We start from the raw sequence: 16,949 nt of genomic DNA on the forward strand, positions 1-16,949 counted from the left end.
CTGGGAAGTCACCGCTTCAGTGTCGCTCAACCCGGTAAAAATGCACGAAATCGAGCGTAATAAACGGGCTGCTTAAGCGCAGCCATTTGGACAACTGGGTTGAAAATCACCGAGAGCGGGTACGATGCAGGAAAGAAGGTAAAGGCCGAAAACGACATATCTTGGTTGACACGCTAGGACTTGTTCTAGCGATTAGTGTCACGGCCGCCAGCATCCCGGATCCCCATGGAGCGCACCCAGTAATGGCGAGCGCAGTCGCTAAATACCCTTCAATATCAAAGTTTTTTGCAAATAGTGGTTACGCTGGTCAATGCGCCCAAACCATAAATCAACAAGACGGAATTTCCGTCGATATCATTAGACGTCCTCGGAGTGGAAAAGTAGGGAGCTGGTGTCTTCCTGAGCAAAAAGACCTCTTCACCCAACCTACGAATATGCATGGTTTTGTAGTTCAAGCCAAGCGGTGGGTAGTCGAGAGAACCTTTTCTTGGATAGAAAAGTCTCGGCGGCTGATCATGCACCATGATCGCTTCACTGATGTATCTGAGGCATGGGTTTGGCTCGCATCAGGTAGGCAACTGTTGAAGCGATTAACCAGCACCACTTAAATTTGTAAACACCTTCTCAGGCATAAAACCCCTCTTGCTTAGTCCGAGCTGGTGGCGACTATACCCGCCATTTAATAATGCAGGACGCGAACTGAACATCCACACGATTACGTTTCATGCATTCAAAATTACAATTACTTAACTGATTACGCGTTTGCTTACGAATACTCAAAAGGAGCTCCTGATGTTTTATTGACATCATAATGAGCTATGGATAGTTTCCAATTGTAATGTGAGGACTTACCTAATTTGTCAGCGTAGCCATCGTTTTAAACGTGCGTCAAACAGGCGTACCTGAGCGCGGGTAATATTGTTCAGTCGTTCTATAAGGCCCTCAAAGAAAATGACAAACTGTAGTGCAGATAGAAGCGAAACGTCTTTCTCAACAGCCAACAAGCTGGAGTTCTTCGAGGCGTTGTTTAGCTCCGCTGATGTCGGTATTTGCGTGACCAATGAAAACCATCGCTTTGTCATGTGTAACCCTTCTTACTGCCGTGCTTATGGCTATTCAGCCGACGAGTTGATTGGACAGTCGTTTACCAAAATGTTGCCACCCAACATGCGTAAACGTGCCGGCGAACTTCACGATGCATTTTTGGCCGGCGGTAGCGAAAGCCCGGGCGAATGGGAAGTCATTGATAAAACCGGGCAAACCAAACAGGTGATGGTAACAGCCGATCGCGTCGTTCTGGCCGACGGGCGCCGCTACAAAGTGACCACGGTCTCCGATACAACAGAAACCCACCGGGTCCAATTGGAAGCACACAAGCTCAATATGGCCATCCAGCAAAGCCAATCGTGCATCGTTATCACCGACCGCGATGGCAACATCGAATTTGTCAATGATGCTTGCGTGAATAACTCTGGCTATACGCGCGAGGAGCTTCTTGGAGCCAATCCAAGCATTTTTCAATCGGGTTCGACGGACAAAGCCGTCTATATGGATCTGTGGGCCACGATTAGTGCAGGTAAGCACTGGCAGGGTCGGCTAGTTAACCAGCGTAAGGATGGCTCGGAGTACGTGGAGTGGGTTTTCATTAATCCGGTCGTCGATGAGAATAATGAGATTATTTGTTTCCTGAGTGTTAAAGAAGATATCACCGAGCGCGAACAGCTGACCAGACAGTTGCGGTCACTGGAACGCTTTGATGCACTGACCGGTCTAGCCAACCGCTTTGCCTTTTTTGAAGCACTGGAAGAGCGCCTGCGGCACCTCAAACCACAGGACACCCGTCAATCGCTTGCGCTGATTAATATTGACCGTTTTGCCGGATTCAATGCCCGGCATGGTCACGAGTCGGGAGACCGCCTGTTGCAGCATATGGCGCAGAGCCTGGTCATCAGCGCGCCCAAAGATGCGCTAATAGCGCGTCTCGGGCCGGACGAGTTTGCGGTGCTGCCGGCGTTGGAAGACCGATCGGCTAGTTATCAGGAGTCGCGATGGCTGGGAGGTATCCAGCGAGAGTTGCGCAAAGGGTGGGTGATAGATGGAGGGGTTCGCGAAGTCGACGCTTCGATCGGCATGGCTTTCTTTGATCAGCACTGCCAATCCGATGGCGGTCCATGTCGGCCTGGTGATGTCATGCGCATGGCAGACGCCGCTCTTCATTCCGCTAAGGCCAATGGCGGAGGGCAGATCGTATTTTTTGACGCGGACGTCTCTATCAAGGAACAGGAAACACTACAACTGCAGAAAGATCTCAGTGGAGCTATTGAGCGTGGCGAAATGTACCTTGCCCTACAAGCTCAGGTTCATCGGGGCGTTACGCTGGCAGGTGCTGAGGCGTTACTACGCTGGCGGCACAGTACACTGGGCGAGATTTCACCCGGCCGCTTCATCCCCCTGGCAGAAGACAGTGGTGAGATCGTACAAATCGGGCACTGGGTGCTGAAACAGGCGCTTGCGGCACTGGCCTCACTACAAGCGTGCGACCCTAGCTTGACCATTAGTGTCAACGTTAGTGCGATTCAGGTACAACGTACGGTGTTTGTCGATGAGGTTGAGCGCTTACTTAAAGAGACCCGAGTCATCCCTTCCGGGTTGATTCTTGAAATCACTGAAAGTGTGTTCCTCGATGACCCAGTGTTCGCCCGTGAGCGGCTAGAGGCATTGCGGGCTTTAGGCGTTGGTATTTCGATCGACGATTTTGGTACCGGTTACTCATCGCTGACTTACCTGAAACATCTACCGGTTACTGAGTTGAAAATCGATCAGTCGTTTGTCAATGGCCTCCCCGATGATGAAGCAGATGCCGCGCTGGTAACCATCATCTTGTCAGCCGCTCACCATTTACACCTCCGCACGGTGGCCGAAGGGGTTGAAACGCCCGAACAAGCCGAGTACTTCGATTCATTTCCCGATACCGTCTTACAAGGTTACTTGTATGACCGTCCTTCTGACGTTAAACACTGGATGGAGAAATGGGTAAAACCAAGACAAGCACATAATCAAAGATCACTGTGAACAACAGATGACGCTACAACCGCAGAGTGATGTAAAAAAAGCGGTAACGTGAAACAGACCCCAGAAAATATGAGCAGCTTTTGAAAAGCCTATACCTATAACAGCAGGATGATTTATGCCGATTTCCCTTAACCGACTTCTACGCGATTGCGCCCGTGCGTTTTCGCTTGGTATAGGGCTTTATCTGCACGCGCATACATATGTTTAAAAATAGCGTCGTTTTGGTATGCCGTTGCTACTCCTAAACTCACCGTAACGGAGGTGGCAACGCCTAATTGTTGTTGTGTCAGATCACTCACTTTTTGCCGCAGCCGTTCTGCTAGCTTCATGGCACCATCCACATCTGTATCCGGCATGAACACACAGAACTCCTCACCTCCGATTCGAGCCAACACGTCTACTTCGCGAGCTGTATCTGTTAGCGCTTTCGCAAATATCTGGAGTATTTGATCACCAGCAGGATGGCCAAAGGTGTCATTCACATATTTGAAATGGTCAATATCCATAAGAATTAAGCTCAGCGGACGACCACTGCGCTGGCTTTGTTTACAAAAGCTTTCTGCAAAGCTCATTAAATAGCGACGATTGCCTAATTTTGTCAGCTCATCACGTTGACTGAGTTGCATCACCTTATGGTGCTCGCGCTTAAGCCTAAACAGCGATATCAAAAGTCCCACTACTAATAGCAAGATCATAAAAACCAGTACTGCTATGGTGCGCCCTAGGCGCTCCATGACAATACGCTGCTTCGCTGCTTCTGAATGCACCAGATCACTGAGGGCGCTATAAGTCATAGCCAAGTCGTTCTCGATCATTTGGCCCTGATGCAGAAACTTTTCGGGCGAGGCGCCTGCGATAACTTCATCAAACTGCTGCCGCATCTCAGACAGACGCATCTTAACATCCTGCAACCGTACCAGAGAGGCATGATAATCTGATTCGGAAAGCCGACTTGCCTGCAGAGCGAAACTGATTCCATCAATGTGCTGGGATACCCGCCATAGAAAATTCTCCAAGCGACTGACAACATCAGGATCTGTAGAACGTTTGCGCAAATCCTCCAAGGCATGTCGAAACATAACCGTATGCAGTTGCGGACGCACAACGTCAGCTACCAGTGAGGTGTAATTAGAGCCCATATACTGGCGAGCCTGAAAGGCATACAACGCAACGACGATGGCACAGGTACCTGCCAGAAGAGCAACACCTAACCCTAGCCGCCAACCTATTGACTTGATGGCCCCTAACTTCATTGGACGAAGATATCCCGAATCGACCAGACCCAGTGGGTCATACTGGCGGTCCCTGCTTCAACAGCCTCTGCTTCAGCCGGAACAATCAGCATAGTAGGGCCAAAATCCGCCAGCGTTAGAGCTTCTCCATCGAGCCGGGTAACGAGAAGGTAATCCCGTTGACGACGATCTTCTGAATTTATAAAAACGCTATAATCATCATGAGCAATGAAACGCAGCGTTGCCGTTTCATTAACATCGTGAGAAGACAGAAAATCTTTAAGCCATACACCTGTAAAACTTCCTTGTGGACCTTCAAAGTGTTGCAAAGTTATGGAATAAAGTGGTAGAGATTCGATTTCAGCACGGCTAATAAGATGACGTCCATTCTGAGTATTCACCGTCAATACGGGAGACTCATCTTGAGAAGGAACAAAAGTACGTGGAACGGGCTCAGCTGCCTGTAATGTTATAGCAAAGCAATTCAGTGAAACTGCGAGTATCCACCATCTATAGCGTTGTAAGACAAACGATGAAAAATAACCCATAAGTTAGGTAACCCATTGAAAAATATACATAATATCCCTGATATACCATTTTCAGGATAAACTATAATCTATATATTTTGCATTCAAAAAGCCTAAGTAGCGGTTTATTCTCGTCCTGTTTCCTCTGCTGGTGTGCTTGATGAGGCTGCGTTAATTTCCGCAACCTCAACTGTCACAAGTGTAGCAAGGCATTGACCTAACAGCTGCCCTTGTGGGTCATGCTGCTTGCGTCTTTTATCATGAAAAGTGATTAAAATGACGCCCACTCATCCTGTTCCTTCTCTTGCACCGTTTGTTTGCCCGTCTGGGGCCGACGTAAGGGCTCCGCGCTTTTCTGCTCAGGTAAAGAAGCCTGGCCTTCATCAAGTTCAAACGTATCAACAATCGACTGTAAAGCGTTGGCGTGGTTTAACATGTTGCCGGCAATATGCGAGAAATGTTGCACCATTGAGGCGTTTTCTTGAGTGACGGTATCAAGTTCATTCACCGCCGTATTGATCTGTGAGATTCCCGTGCTTTGCTCTCGAATGCTGGCGGTTATTTCCCCAATGACGTCGCTTACCTTCGTGATGCTCTGATAAATTTCATCCATCGTTTTGCTGGATTCGTGAACCAGCTTGCTGCCTGCCTGAGTGCCTTTGACCGAGGTGTTAATCAAATCGTGGATATCGTGCGCCGCATTACTGGAACGGCTCGCCAAATTTCGCACTTCTTCAGCAACCACCGCAAATCCGCGGCCATGTTCACCGGCACGCGCCGCTTCAACAGAGGCGTTCAACGCGAGTATGTTGGTTTGAAAAGCAATGCCGTCAATTATTTTGATGATTTCACTTATTTTTTGCGACGATGCGTTGAGTTCGTCCATGGTCGCTTCCACGTTCTGCATCGACTCACGCCCTTCGCTGGCGACGTTGGCCGCACTCTGTGCCAGTTTGTTCGCTTGTTCAGAAGACTCAGTGGATTGCAGGGCAGTTGAAGAAATTTCTTCCGTTGAAGACGACGTCTGTTGCAGGTTGGCAGCCGTTTGTTCACTGCTGGAGGCCAATCGCTCGCTATCTCCGGAGATTTGGTCGGCCTCTTGGCTCACGGCATGAGCACTATCACGCACTTTAATTAATATCTGCTGCATCCGGCTAGCAAACGCATTGAAATGACGGCAGAGTTCGCCGAGTTCATCTTTTCTATTATCAGGTAGGCGCTGACGTAAATCGCCAGCACCGGAAGCGATCGCCTTCATTGAATCGCTAACCTGTTTTAAAGGGCGGCTGATAATACGATTGGCAATATACATCCCAGCAGGTGCAAATAGCAGTAGACAAAGAATGATCGCCATAAAGGTGCTGTTACGGATCTGATAGATCGGTGCGTACATTTCATCGGTTGTCTGATCGACGATAAGCCCCATCTTGACCCCGTATTTTTCCAGGGTCTTGGGAAACAGTAACGTCAGCCCCCATTTTTCACGGCCATCACTGCTAGTAAAGGTCTCTCCGGTGTTGCCTACGTCACGCTCAAGTGGCGCCTGCATGATGGAATAATCGGACATGTCATCGCCGTAGCGCGACTTATCTTGATGGCCGATTAGCCGCCCCTGCGCGTTAAATAAGCTGGCACGACCGGTTTGCCCTATTTCAACGGATGTTGCCTGTTTAACCAGTGTTTCGTTATCGATTTGACCAAATAACCAACCGTAGTTACGTCCTTCGTGAATGACGGGCGTAATGTACACCAGATAACGGGAAAAATTCCCCGGTTCAGCTATAACGCCCAATAAGCGCTGCCCCTCAACGGCTTCTGGGTACCATCGATCAACGCCATCTTGCAGTGTTTCCTCGCCCCGACTTGCAATGAAATCTCCTTGGCTGGCGACGATATCACCGTTCGGATCTGTAAAAGTGAGCGAATCGAAATCGGTAAAGGTATCCAGATAACGTGATAGACCGTATGCGGCTTCATTAGGCGTTGCTCTCAGGGTGCTCGAACCTGACACCAGGTCGAGTTCCGGGCCACGTGCCATGAGAAAACTATCCATCGAGTTGGCGGTTGTTGTGCCGACAGAGCGCAACAGATGCGCTATGTTGCTTTCCAGTGTTTTACTTTGCGAGAAATAAAGATAGCCACCCGTCCCCACCAAAGCCAGGAAAACCGATATGACGATAAGTAATGCTATTTTTGTACGAATCTTGAGCCCAAACAGATATTGCATGTGATCTCCCATGTTTTTCATTTATCGTCATTGTTCAGCAGGTTCCAGGCTACCCTCGCCAATCTTTTATTTCTATAATAGTAGTACCTTTTGGCAATTACCTCATTAAATAGCATGGCCATCAGCGATATCAACGTCGACAAGGCCCTGAAACGAGTCAAGCAGAAATTCAAGGAAAATGGCACGACTTGTTCTCGCTGCGCACTGCCATCGACGTGCTGATGGTCTAAATATACACCTAGACTAAATTTATATAGTCTAGGCGCATGCCTATGAATCAGACGACAGCTCGGCAGCGTTTGGACTGCTGGGACAAAATCGGGCGGAGTGTTTTCACTCACATTGACCTAGCAAAGGTCTTTTAGGAGGACTGATCTTGCCCAGTAACAGTGGACACCTCAAGAATGTTAATGCGCTACGATGAGGTGAACCATGGCAAGATCGACGACATCCATGAAGAAAAAATCCTATACCCGTTACTCAGATGCCTACCGTCAAGAAGCGCTAGCGCTGGCTGATCGCATTGGCGTTGCAGCAGCGGCTCGTGAGCTGGGAGTACACGCCAGTCAGCTCTATCAGTGGCGCTCTAAAGCACAGCTGCAGCTAGACAAGTCTGAACGAGAGCGGGCGTTAGCAGAAGAAAACGCCCGCTTGAAGCGCCAATTAGCCGAAGCAAATGAAGAGCTGGCCATCACAAAAAAGGCCGCGGTCCGATGGCGGCCCCGAACTTTGCGAAGAGCCTGAAGTGAAGTACGCCTTTATCCATCGTTATCGTCAGGCTTTCAGTGTTCAACGTATGTGCCATGTTGTTGGGGTCGCTCGAAGCGGCTACTACGCTTGGCGGCAGCGCAAAGGAGTACCAACCCTAAAACGCAGCCAGCAAGCCATTCTCGATCAGCGTGTGGCTGAGGCTTATCACCAGCGTAAAGGCCGCTCAGGCGCCCCGAGATTAACCCTAGGCTGCAAGATGATGGGATGCCAATCAGCCGTAAGACGGTGGCTGCCAGCTTACAGCGTCAAGGCTTGCGCGCTAAAGCAGCCCGTAAGTTCAAGGCCACCACGAACCCTCGGCGTTCGCTGCCAGTGGCGTCGAATCTACTAGAGCAAAACTTCACGGTATCAGCCCTTAACCATAAGTGGGCCGGTGATATCACTTATTTAGCGACGTACGAAGGCTGGCTTTACCTAGCCGTGCTCATTGATCTTTACTCTCGTAAAGTGGTCGGTTGGGCAATGAGCGAGCGTATGACGGCCGATCTTGTCTGTGACGCGCTACAGATGGCGTTATGGAAACGCAAAGTGCCTAAAGGCGTGATAGTCCACTCGGCGTCCGAGGTAGTCAGTACTGTTCCACGCTTTACCAATCGCTGCTTACCCGGCATGAGCTTAAGTGCAGCATGAGCGCCAAAGGCAACTGCTATGATAATGCCTGTGCCGAAAGCTTCTTCCACAGTCTCAAAGTTGAAGCGATCCATGGGGAGCAATTTAAAACGCGAAACGATATGAGGCACCAGGTGTTTGAGTACATCGAACTGGACTACAACACGCAACGGCGGCACAGTGCTATTGGGATGATTAGCCCAGAGGCCTTCGAAGCCCTAATAATCGCTTAAACCAGTGTCCACTGTTGCTGGGTAAGATCAGTATTGGCATGGATCGAAGAGGGGGAAAGTTATAGCAGCACGGCGAAAGCTATCATTCGGAAGACGCATTGAGTAGCTAATCAAGAACCACGGTAACCTTGACGTGTGTTCAAGGCAACAAGTAGAACTATGGTGATACTTGTTGCTGCTAAGTGTCACCTATATGTCACCTAGCAGTATGTCCAATAAAAAACCGCCGCTCGGCATGATCCGTAAGCGGCGGTTTTTCTTAAATATTCTGGTCGGAGCGACAGGATTCGAACCTGCGACCTTTGCAACCCCATTGCAACGCGCTACCAAGCTGCGCCACGCTCCGATTTTTTTCTTGTGGCGAGTTATTGCCTCAAGACGGTGCGTATACTAGCGGTTTGCGGGGCAAATGAAAAGCCCATTTACGCTTCTTTTCAAGCGCTTGGATTTGATGGTCAAGTAAATGCTAAGCTTGCCGCTAATATCCATATACGACGTAAGGGCATTTATTTCAGTACCTTGTTGTGACAGTACTCTCTTACTTCAGTACATAGCAGGGCGTGTAGGTATCACCGTCAAGCTTCATGCGTCCTTGAGCAACAAACGACTTGAGCAGGGCATCTAGGCGGCGCATCAACTCAGGGGCGGCGCTGAGCTCAAAAGGGCCGTGGGCTTCAATGGCGAGGATGCCTTGCTCTTTTACGTTACCGGAAACAATACCTGAGAAGGCACGGCGCAAATTGGCCGCTAGCTCGTGGGTGGGCTGATCATTATCGAGCTTTAGCGAGCGCATTGCCGCGTGGGTAGGTTCAAAGGGAGCTTGAAAGTCTCGTGCGACAGTTAAGCGCCAATTGTAGTAGAACGCATCTTGATGGGTGCGGCGAAACTCGGTGACGTCATCCACTCCACGACGCATCCTGCGCGCAACTTCCACGGGGTCGCCCGTGATGATCGTGTAGTACTGACGCACGGTGTCGCCAAGGGTATAGACCAAAAACTCATCAATTTTCTGAAAATACTCAGCTGAGTCTGCCGGGCCAGTAAAAATCAGCGGGAAAGGAATGTCGCTATTGCTTGGATGAAGCAAAATACCCAGGAGATAAAGGATCTCTTCTGCTGTGCCGACGCCACCGGGAAAAACCACAATCCCGTGGCCTAGACGAACAAACGCTTCCAAGCGTTTTTCGATATCCGGCATTACCACTAACTCATTGACGATTGGGTTGGGCGCTTCGGCAGCAATAATCCCCGGTTCAGATATGCCTAAATAGCGCCCTTCACGCCGGCGCTGTTTGGCGTGAGCAACGTTAGCGCCTTTCATCGGACCTTTCATTGCGCCGGGGCCGCAGCCGGTGCAAATATCTAAATCGCGCAGACCCAGGTGGTAACCCACGTCTTTGGTGTATTCGTACTCATCGCGTGAGATGGAATGCCCACCCCAGCACACCACCAAGCTTGGGTCGCGGCTCGGCTTTAACGTGCCCGCCTTGCGCAGAATATGAAATACCGCGTTGGTGGTGCCTTCACCGGTGGTGAGATCAAAGCGGTTGTGCTGCTGGATTTCGTTGTAGACGTAGACAATATCGCGAATCACTGCTGAGAGATGCTCGCGGATACCGCGAATCATGTGACCATCGACAAAGGCTTCCGCCGGGGCATTGGTGAGCTTTAGGCGGATACCGCGATCTTGCTGTAGCACTTCAATGTCGAAATCTTTGTACGCCTCCATTAGCGCCAAGCTGTCATCGGTGGGGCTGCCGCAGTTAAGTACCGCGAGTGCACAGCGGCGTAGCAACTCGTGTAGACCGCTCTTAGAGGTGCGATGCAGGCGGTTTACTTCGTGCTGCGATAGCACTTCAAGGCTGCCTTCAGGGGAAATGATGCTCGATAGCGTCGGGCGCGACTGGGGAGTATGGTTCATAGTGTGTCTATCCATCCTAGACTGGTTTCACGGGCTAATGAAATATTACCACGGCGCTTAACGGTATACAGCGCAAGGGCATGAGGCGTGGCGCAAGTGTGCTACTATGCTGCGTGCTTTCATTGTCACGTTTTGGCTCACCGATATGTTTAATGCGCACTACTTTCGTACTTACATCACGCTGGTAGAAACGGGTAGTTTTACCCGCACCGCGCAACGTCTGGAAATGACCCAGCCGGGAGTGAGCCAGCACATCCGCAAGCTGGAAACTTACCTGGGTAAACCTCTGTTAGAGCGGCAAGGGCGGCGCTTTATCCTGACTGAAGCCGGGCGGCGGGCTTACGATTACGCTCTCAAGCTCTTCGCTGAGCATGAGCAGTTTCGCCACGGCCTCGATGATGACTCGCTGGATAGCGGTGAATGTCGAATTGCCTCGCCGGGAAGCGTGGGGTTGATGTTTTACCCCTATATTTTGGGTCAGCAGCAAATGCGCCCCAATTTGACGGTCAACTATAGCTTCGCTTTCAACCATGAAATCATCACCGATTTGATCCATGGTCGTTACGATATTGGTATTGTGACCGAAGCGGTGAAACACCCCGATCTCAGTTGTGAGGTTTGGCTCAAAGAGCCGTTATGTTTGGTGGTGCCGGCGGATTTTGCCGGAAGCACCCTGTCGGATCTGATGGGGATTGGTTTTATTAACTATTACGACGGTATCAATCACGCCACTACGCTGTTGAAAGAGAATTACCCTGATGCGTTTCGCTCTATGGCACACTTTCGCCACCAAGGCTTTACCAATGAAGTGAGCATGGTGCTGGATGCGGTCGCGCGCGGGCTGGGGTTTACCGTTGTATCCCGGCTGGTGCTGGAAACGTCCCCTTGGCAGCGCCAGGTTAAAGAGCTCAATCTGGCCAATGCGGTGGATGAAGTACTTTATTTGGTGCACCGTCGTGGCGCTACCTTACCTAAGCGTTATGAAAAGCTGCTCACGGGATTCCGTGAGCAGCGTGGTCATGAAAAGGTATACGAGAAAACGCCGAATTAATCGCGGTACTCGTCAATCGTCGGGCAAGAGCAAATGAGCTGCCGGTCGCCGAAGACGTTATCCACGCGGTTGACGGCCGGCCAGTACTTCGCCGCTTTTACGGCTTCAGTGGGGAAGGCGCCTAACTCGCGTTCGTAAGGACGATCCCAACTTGCCTCTATGAGATCCGCCATGGTGTGCGGCGCGTTGACCAGCGGGTTATTCTCCAGTGGCCATTCGCCGTTTTCCACCTTGCCGATCTCGTCGCGGATGTGAATCATCGCCTCGCAGAAACGGTCGATTTCGTAAAGTGATTCCGATTCGGTTGGCTCAATCATCAGCGTTCCTGGCACTGGGAAAGACATGGTCGGCGCGTGAAAGCCGTAATCCATCAAACGCTTGGCGATATCTTCTTCACTGATACCAGAAGCGGCTTTCAGCGGGCGAATATCGATAATGCATTCGTGAGCCACGGTGCCATTTTCGCCTTTGTAGAGCACCGGGTAGCGGTCTTCCAAACGCTTGGCGATGTAGTTGGCGTTGAGAATGGCAAGCTCGGTTGCCTCGCGTAAGCCGCGTGCGCCCATCATTTTGATGTAGGCCCAAGAGATCGGCAGGATGGAGGCACTGCCAAAAGCGGCAGCGGAAACAGCGCCGCTTGTTGCTTGCACACCTTCGATTGGGGTCACCGCGTGGTTGGCTACAAACGGGGCGAGATGCGCTTTAACGCCAATCGGTCCCATGCCTGGGCCGCCACCGCCGTGGGGAATACAGAAAGTCTTGTGCAGGTTGAGGTGCGAAACATCGCCACCGAAATCACCGGGGCGCGTGATGCCGACTTGGGCGTTCATGTTGGCGCCGTCCACATAGACCTGCCCGTTGTGCTGGTGCACCACGTCGCATACCGCGCGCACATGGGATTCAAACACCCCGTGGGTGGACGGGTAAGTGATCATGATTGCCGACAATGTTTCGCGGTGCTGCTCGGCTTTCTGGGTGAGATCACTCAAGTCGATGTTGCCATCGCTATCGCACTCGACGACCACTACCTTCATGCCTAGCATGGCGGCAGAGGCGGGGTTGGTACCGTGAGCGGAGCTTGGAATCAAACACACATCACGGTGCGCTTCATTCTGCGCAGCCTGGTAGCGACGAATGGCCAAGAGGCCGGCGTACTCGCCTTGGGCGCCAGAATTGGGCTGCATCGAGATGTGGTCATAGCCGGTAATCTCGACCAGAAATGCCGCTAACTCGTCAATCATCTGGTGATAACCTGCCACCTGATCGCGTGGTGCAAACGGATGAAGGTGAGCAAACGCCGGCCAGGAAACGGGAATCATCTCGCTGGTGGCGTTTAGCTTCATGGTGCATGAGCCCAGTGGAATCATGGCATGCGCCAGCGATAGGTCTTTGTTTTCCAGACGCTTTAAATAACGCAGCATTTCGGTTTCGCTACGGTAGCGCTTAAACGTCGGGTGCGTGAGAAAGTCGCTTTCCCGTTGGCAGACGTGGGGAATTCCGGTTGCGCCATCGGCGACGATGCTTTCATCTAGCCGCGTCACCGAGAGGCCGTGTTCATCCCCAAGAATCACGTCAAATAACAGCGTAACATCGTGCGCGGTAGTGGTTTCATCCAAGCTAATGCCGACATCACCATCGGCGAAGAAGCGTAAATTGACATCGTGGGTCATGGCGCGACCGTGAATCTTACCACTATCCACGCCGGTTAAGCGTAGCGTGTCGAACCAAGTGTCGTGGGCAAGTGCGACGCCTGCTTGTTTGAGGCCGTGAGCAAGAATCGTGGTCAAGCGCTGTACACGGTTAGCTATGGTGCGCAGGCCATCAGCACCATGGTAAGTCGCGTAGAAGCCAGCAATATTGGCCAACAGCGCTTGCGCGGTACAGATATTGGAAGTGGCTTTCTCGCGGCGAATATGCTGCTCGCGGGTTTGCATCGCCATGCGCAGTGCCGTCGCGCCGCGGCTATCTTTGGAAACGCCGATAATCCGACCGGGAATCGAGCGCTTGAGCTTATCTGAGGTGGCAAAAAATGCTGCGTGTGGGCCGCCAAAGCCCATCGGCACGCCAAACCGCTGCGAGCTTCCCACGACGATATCGGCGCCAAGCGCGCCTGGCTCTTTAAGTAATACGAGGCTTAAAAGGTCCGTCGCGACGCAAGTCATCACATTACGTTCAGCCGCTATGCTCAGCAACGGCGCAAGGTCGCGCAGTTGGCCGCTATCGCCGGGGTATTGAAGCAGCGCGCCGAAAACCTCGTGTTCGCCGAGGGATTCGGCAGGGGCGATGACCAGTTCAAAACCGAAAAATTCAGCGCGGGTTTTGAGCACATCCAGCGTCTGTGGGAAAACATCGTCGGCGACGAAGAACGCGTTGGATTTGTTCTTCTTGTTGGCGCGCTTACACAGCGCCATGCCTTCGGCAGCAGCGGTGGCCTCATCCAGCAACGAGGCATTGGCCAGTTCCATGCCGGTTAAATCCATCACCACCTGCTGAAAATTAAGCAGGCCTTCCAAGCGGCCTTGGGAAATCTCGGGCTGATAGGGCGTATAAGCCGTATACCAACCGGGATTTTCGAGCACGTTGCGTTGAATGACAGCGGGCATGTGAGTGCCGTAGTAGCCCTGGCCGATAAAACTCTTCGCGACCCGATTTTGCCGCGCCAATTGGCCTAAGTAATCCAACGCTTCCGCTTCACTGCGTGGCTCATCAAGCGCCAACTCGCGGCCCAGGCGAATATCGCGCGGGACCGTCTGCTCGATAAGATCCGCCATCGATGCCACACCCAGTGTGCTGAGCATGGCGTGAGTATCAATGTCATCAGGACCGTTGTGACGTTTGAGAAAGGCGTCATGATCGGCGAGTTCGGCCAGGCGGCGGGATGCAAAAGACGAAGACGCAGAAGACATTGACCTGGAAGGCATTGATCTAGAAGACATGGGACGATCAGACATAGGGCTTAATCCAAAGACGGTTCTAGACGAAAACAAAGACCAATCAAAAACAACCGCCTGCTGGCGGGCGCGATGATGACAGGCAGCAGGCGGCAGTGGTGGGAAAGAGCGGTTTAACTTTCTGCGTCGATCGTGGCTTGGTAGCCGTCGGCGTCCAGCAGGCCTTCAACAGTGCCGTCAAGGCGCACTTTCATGAGCCAACCGCCTTCGTAAGGGGCCTCGTTGACCGTTTCAGGCGCGTCTTCGAGGGCTTCGTTTGTCTCGATCACTTCGCCATTAATCGGCGCATAAAGATCAGAGGCGGCTTTGACCGATTCAATTACCCCAAACTCATCGCCTCTGCTGAGTGTTTGACCCACTTCAGGGAGTTCGACGAAGACGACATCACCCAGCGCTTCTTGGGCATGATCCGTAATACCAATGGTGACGGTGCCGTCGCCGTTATCTAGCACCCATTCGTGACTTTCGGCGTATTGGAGATTATCGGGAATTTGGCTCATGAAGATTTCCTGTGTGGAACTGTGGTTGACTCTTTTGCCTATGATCTCATGCTGAGGCTAGGCGCTCAAAAGTTGTTCGCATGTTACCTTTTTTCTTTTGCGAAACAAATTTCTTGTTCTTCCCCCTTTGATGATGTCTTTAGTTGTTTTAGTTTATGCGTTGGTCTTACTGATGACATGACGTAATGCAGTGAGTTTTTCTGCTAAAAAATGTAAAAGTCGCCAGAGAAACCACAAAGATGCGTAGTCACGTGCTAATTCGTTGCAATAGCCTGTCAGCGCGAAAGGTCGAGGCGCCTCTTTAAATAGTCACCTGACCTATCACAATAAGCCCGGCAAAATAGCAGTAAGCCTGCCTACAACACCAACGATATATAACAACCGTTAAGGGTTATAAGGAGAGTTTTGTGGAAGCATTAATGACATTCTTAAGCTCGATGGAAGGTATCGTGTGGGGCGTTCCCATGCTAGTACTTCTATTAGGTGTCGGCATCTACCTTCAGCTTGGCCTCAAGCTGGTTCCGCTGCGTAAGCTTGGGACTGGCTTCAAGTTGATGTGGCAGGGGCGTGACGCGAAACACACACCTGATGGTAAAGCTAAAACGGACACCGATGGAGAAATTTCCCCGTTTAACGCCCTGATGACGTCACTATCAGCCACTATCGGTACCGGTAATATTGCTGGTGTGGCTACCGCCATCTTTCTGGGTGGCCCGGGGGCAGTCTTCTGGATGTGGATTACCGCACTTGTCGGCATGGCCACTAAGTTTGCCGAAGCCGTACTGGCGGTGCGCTTTCGTGAAACCGATAGCACGGGTTTCCACGTCGGCGGGCCGATGTTTTACATTAAAAATGGCTTAGGAAAAAAATGGATTTGGCTCGGCGGCGCCTTTGCCCTATTCGGCGCAGTAGCGGCTTTCGGTATCGGCAATACCGTGCAGTCCAACTCGGTGGCTGAAGGGCTTAGTGAGTCGTTAGGTGTGCCACATTGGCTTACTGGCTTGGTCCTCATGGTTCTGGCCGGTGCGGTGATTCTTGGGGGCATTAAGCGTATCGCCAAGGTGGCAGGTAAGTTAGTGCCCATCATGGGAATCGCCTATGTTTTGGCGGGTATCCTGGTATTGATTCTCAACGCCGGTCAGATCGGTGAGGCGTTCAGCTTGATTTTCTACCATGCCTTTAACCCAATCGCCGCAGCAGGGGGCTTTGCGGGTGCTGGCGTGGCTATGGCGATTCAGTTTGGTGTGGCCCGCGGTATTTTCTCCAACGAAGCCGGTCTGGGCAGTGCGCCTATCGCACACGCTGCGGCAAAAACGAAAAACCCGGTGCGCCAAGGGTTGATCGCCATGTTGGGGACCTTTATCGACACCATCATCGTCTGCTCCATTACTGCCCTGGTTATTCTCACCAGCGTTGAGTGGGACGGAGGTGAGACTGGTGCACGCTTGACTGCGGTTTCCTTTGACCTAGCGCTGCCGGGAATAGGGGAGTACGTGGTGACCTTTGCCCTGGCGGTCTTTGCCTTTACTACTATCCTGGGCTGGTCCTTCTATGGTGAGAAGTGTTTCCAGTTCCTGTTCGGCACCCGCTCAATCACGCTCTATCGGGTGTTGTTCATCATTGCGATCCCGCTGGGGGCTATGGCTAACCTGGATTTGGTTTGGGTGCTGGCGAGTGTCTTCAACGCCATGATGGCGATTCCCAACTTGATCGCTTTGGCGCTGCTGTCGCCGGTTGTCTTCAAGCTGACAAAAGATTATTTCGATGGTAAAAATGTGTTGCCCGGCGAAGAGCTGGATCACGACAAATCGTCATGATTTTTTGACATAGCGTTACGGTACCGGGGGTGGGAAGG

Annotated in this window: 10 protein-coding genes, 1 tRNA gene and 1 pseudogene; 5 read left to right on the forward strand and 7 right to left on the reverse strand. The window is 51.6% G+C overall.

Annotated elements, in window-relative coordinates; translation table 11 throughout:
- Positions 1–86: 86 nt before the first annotated feature.
- Entirely contained in the window at positions 87–608 is a 522-nt protein-coding gene (locus tag QC823_RS16230) for a transposase (protein ID WP_422823579.1), read from the forward strand.
- Between the two features lie 343 nt (positions 609–951).
- A complete protein-coding gene (locus tag QC823_RS04255; protein WP_309655119.1) occupies positions 952–3,072 on the forward strand; it encodes a sensor domain-containing protein in 2,121 nt (706 codons plus the stop codon).
- Between the two features lie 128 nt (positions 3,073–3,200).
- Here the strand turns inward: QC823_RS04255 and QC823_RS04260 are convergent, their stop codons facing one another.
- The 3 genes from QC823_RS04260 to QC823_RS04270 form a co-directional block, all read right to left on the reverse strand.
- Positions 3,201–4,325: a GGDEF domain-containing protein gene (locus QC823_RS04260; protein WP_309655120.1), complete on the reverse strand. Its 1,125-nt coding sequence runs from the start codon at positions 4,323–4,325 to the stop codon at positions 3,201–3,203.
- Positions 4,322–4,852 carry a hypothetical protein gene (locus QC823_RS04265; RefSeq protein WP_309655121.1) on the reverse strand — a complete coding sequence of 177 codons (531 nt, stop codon included), beginning with the start codon at positions 4,850–4,852 and terminating at the stop codon, positions 4,322–4,324. The genes QC823_RS04260 and QC823_RS04265 overlap by 4 nt, the downstream gene beginning before the upstream one ends.
- Before the next feature lie 250 nt (positions 4,853–5,102).
- Positions 5,103–7,058: a methyl-accepting chemotaxis protein gene (locus QC823_RS04270; RefSeq protein ID WP_309655122.1), complete on the reverse strand. Its 1,956-nt coding sequence runs from the start codon at positions 7,056–7,058 to the stop codon at positions 5,103–5,105.
- Between the two features lie 432 nt (positions 7,059–7,490).
- Here QC823_RS04270 and QC823_RS04275 point away from each other — a divergent pair.
- Positions 7,491–8,671: pseudogene (locus tag QC823_RS04275) on the forward strand (IS3 family transposase).
- A gap of 269 nt (positions 8,672–8,940) precedes the next feature.
- Here the strand turns inward: QC823_RS04275 and QC823_RS04280 are convergent.
- Both QC823_RS04280 and ppnN read right to left on the reverse strand, forming a co-directional pair.
- Positions 8,941–9,017, reverse strand: a tRNA-Pro gene (locus tag QC823_RS04280).
- Between the two features lie 192 nt (positions 9,018–9,209).
- Positions 9,210–10,592 (reverse strand): nucleotide 5'-monophosphate nucleosidase PpnN, encoded by a 1,383-nt coding sequence (gene ppnN, locus QC823_RS04285; RefSeq protein WP_309655123.1) that lies wholly within the window; start codon positions 10,590–10,592, stop codon positions 9,210–9,212.
- A 145-nt stretch (positions 10,593–10,737) separates the two neighbouring features.
- On the opposite strand from ppnN, the gene QC823_RS04290 reads away from it, so the two are divergent.
- Positions 10,738–11,643 (forward strand): LysR family transcriptional regulator, encoded by a 906-nt coding sequence (locus tag QC823_RS04290; RefSeq protein ID WP_309655285.1) that lies wholly within the window; start codon positions 10,738–10,740, stop codon positions 11,641–11,643.
- Here QC823_RS04290 and gcvP read toward each other — a convergent pair.
- Together gcvP and gcvH are read right to left on the reverse strand one after the other, a co-directional pair.
- Positions 11,640–14,549, reverse strand: a complete 2,910-nt coding sequence (gcvP, locus tag QC823_RS04295; RefSeq protein ID WP_309655124.1) for an aminomethyl-transferring glycine dehydrogenase — start codon at positions 14,547–14,549, stop codon at positions 11,640–11,642. The genes QC823_RS04290 and gcvP overlap by 4 nt on opposite strands.
- 158 nt (positions 14,550–14,707) lie before the next feature.
- The gene (gene gcvH, locus QC823_RS04300) at positions 14,708–15,094 is read right to left on the reverse strand and encodes a glycine cleavage system protein GcvH (protein WP_309655125.1); all 387 of its coding nucleotides are present in this window, start codon (positions 15,092–15,094) and stop codon (positions 14,708–14,710) included.
- Between the two features lie 419 nt (positions 15,095–15,513).
- Here gcvH and QC823_RS04305 point away from each other — a divergent pair, with 419 nt between their 5' ends.
- Positions 15,514–16,911 carry an alanine/glycine:cation symporter family protein gene (locus QC823_RS04305; protein ID WP_422823588.1) on the forward strand — a complete coding sequence of 466 codons (1,398 nt, stop codon included), beginning with the start codon at positions 15,514–15,516 and terminating at the stop codon, positions 16,909–16,911.
- Positions 16,912–16,949 lie beyond the last annotated feature (38 nt).

The sequence above is a fragment of the Vreelandella vilamensis genome, from assembly GCF_031451755.1.
Taxonomy (GTDB): Bacteria; Pseudomonadota; Gammaproteobacteria; order Pseudomonadales; family Halomonadaceae; genus Vreelandella; species Vreelandella vilamensis.

Excerpts from the sequence above, each read along its gene's own strand:
- QC823_RS04255 (WP_309655119.1), top strand. The coding sequence starts at position 952 with ATGACAAACTGTAGTGCAGATAGAAGCGAAACGTCTTTCTCAACAGCC.
- QC823_RS04260 (WP_309655120.1), bottom strand. The coding sequence starts at position 4,325 with ATGAAGTTAGGGGCCATCAAGTCAATAGGTTGGCGGCTAGGGTTAGGT.
- QC823_RS04265 (WP_309655121.1), bottom strand. The coding sequence starts at position 4,852 with ATGGGTTATTTTTCATCGTTTGTCTTACAACGCTATAGATGGTGGATA.
- QC823_RS04270 (WP_309655122.1), bottom strand. The coding sequence starts at position 7,058 with ATGCAATATCTGTTTGGGCTCAAGATTCGTACAAAAATAGCATTACTT.
- ppnN (WP_309655123.1), bottom strand. The coding sequence starts at position 10,592 with ATGAACCATACTCCCCAGTCGCGCCCGACGCTATCGAGCATCATTTCC.
- QC823_RS04290 (WP_309655285.1), top strand. The coding sequence starts at position 10,738 with ATGTTTAATGCGCACTACTTTCGTACTTACATCACGCTGGTAGAAACG.
- gcvP (WP_309655124.1), bottom strand. The coding sequence starts at position 14,549 with ATGTCTTCTGCGTCTTCGTCTTTTGCATCCCGCCGCCTGGCCGAACTC.
- gcvH (WP_309655125.1), bottom strand. The coding sequence starts at position 15,094 with ATGAGCCAAATTCCCGATAATCTCCAATACGCCGAAAGTCACGAATGG.
- QC823_RS04305 (WP_422823588.1), top strand. The coding sequence starts at position 15,514 with ATGACATTCTTAAGCTCGATGGAAGGTATCGTGTGGGGCGTTCCCATG.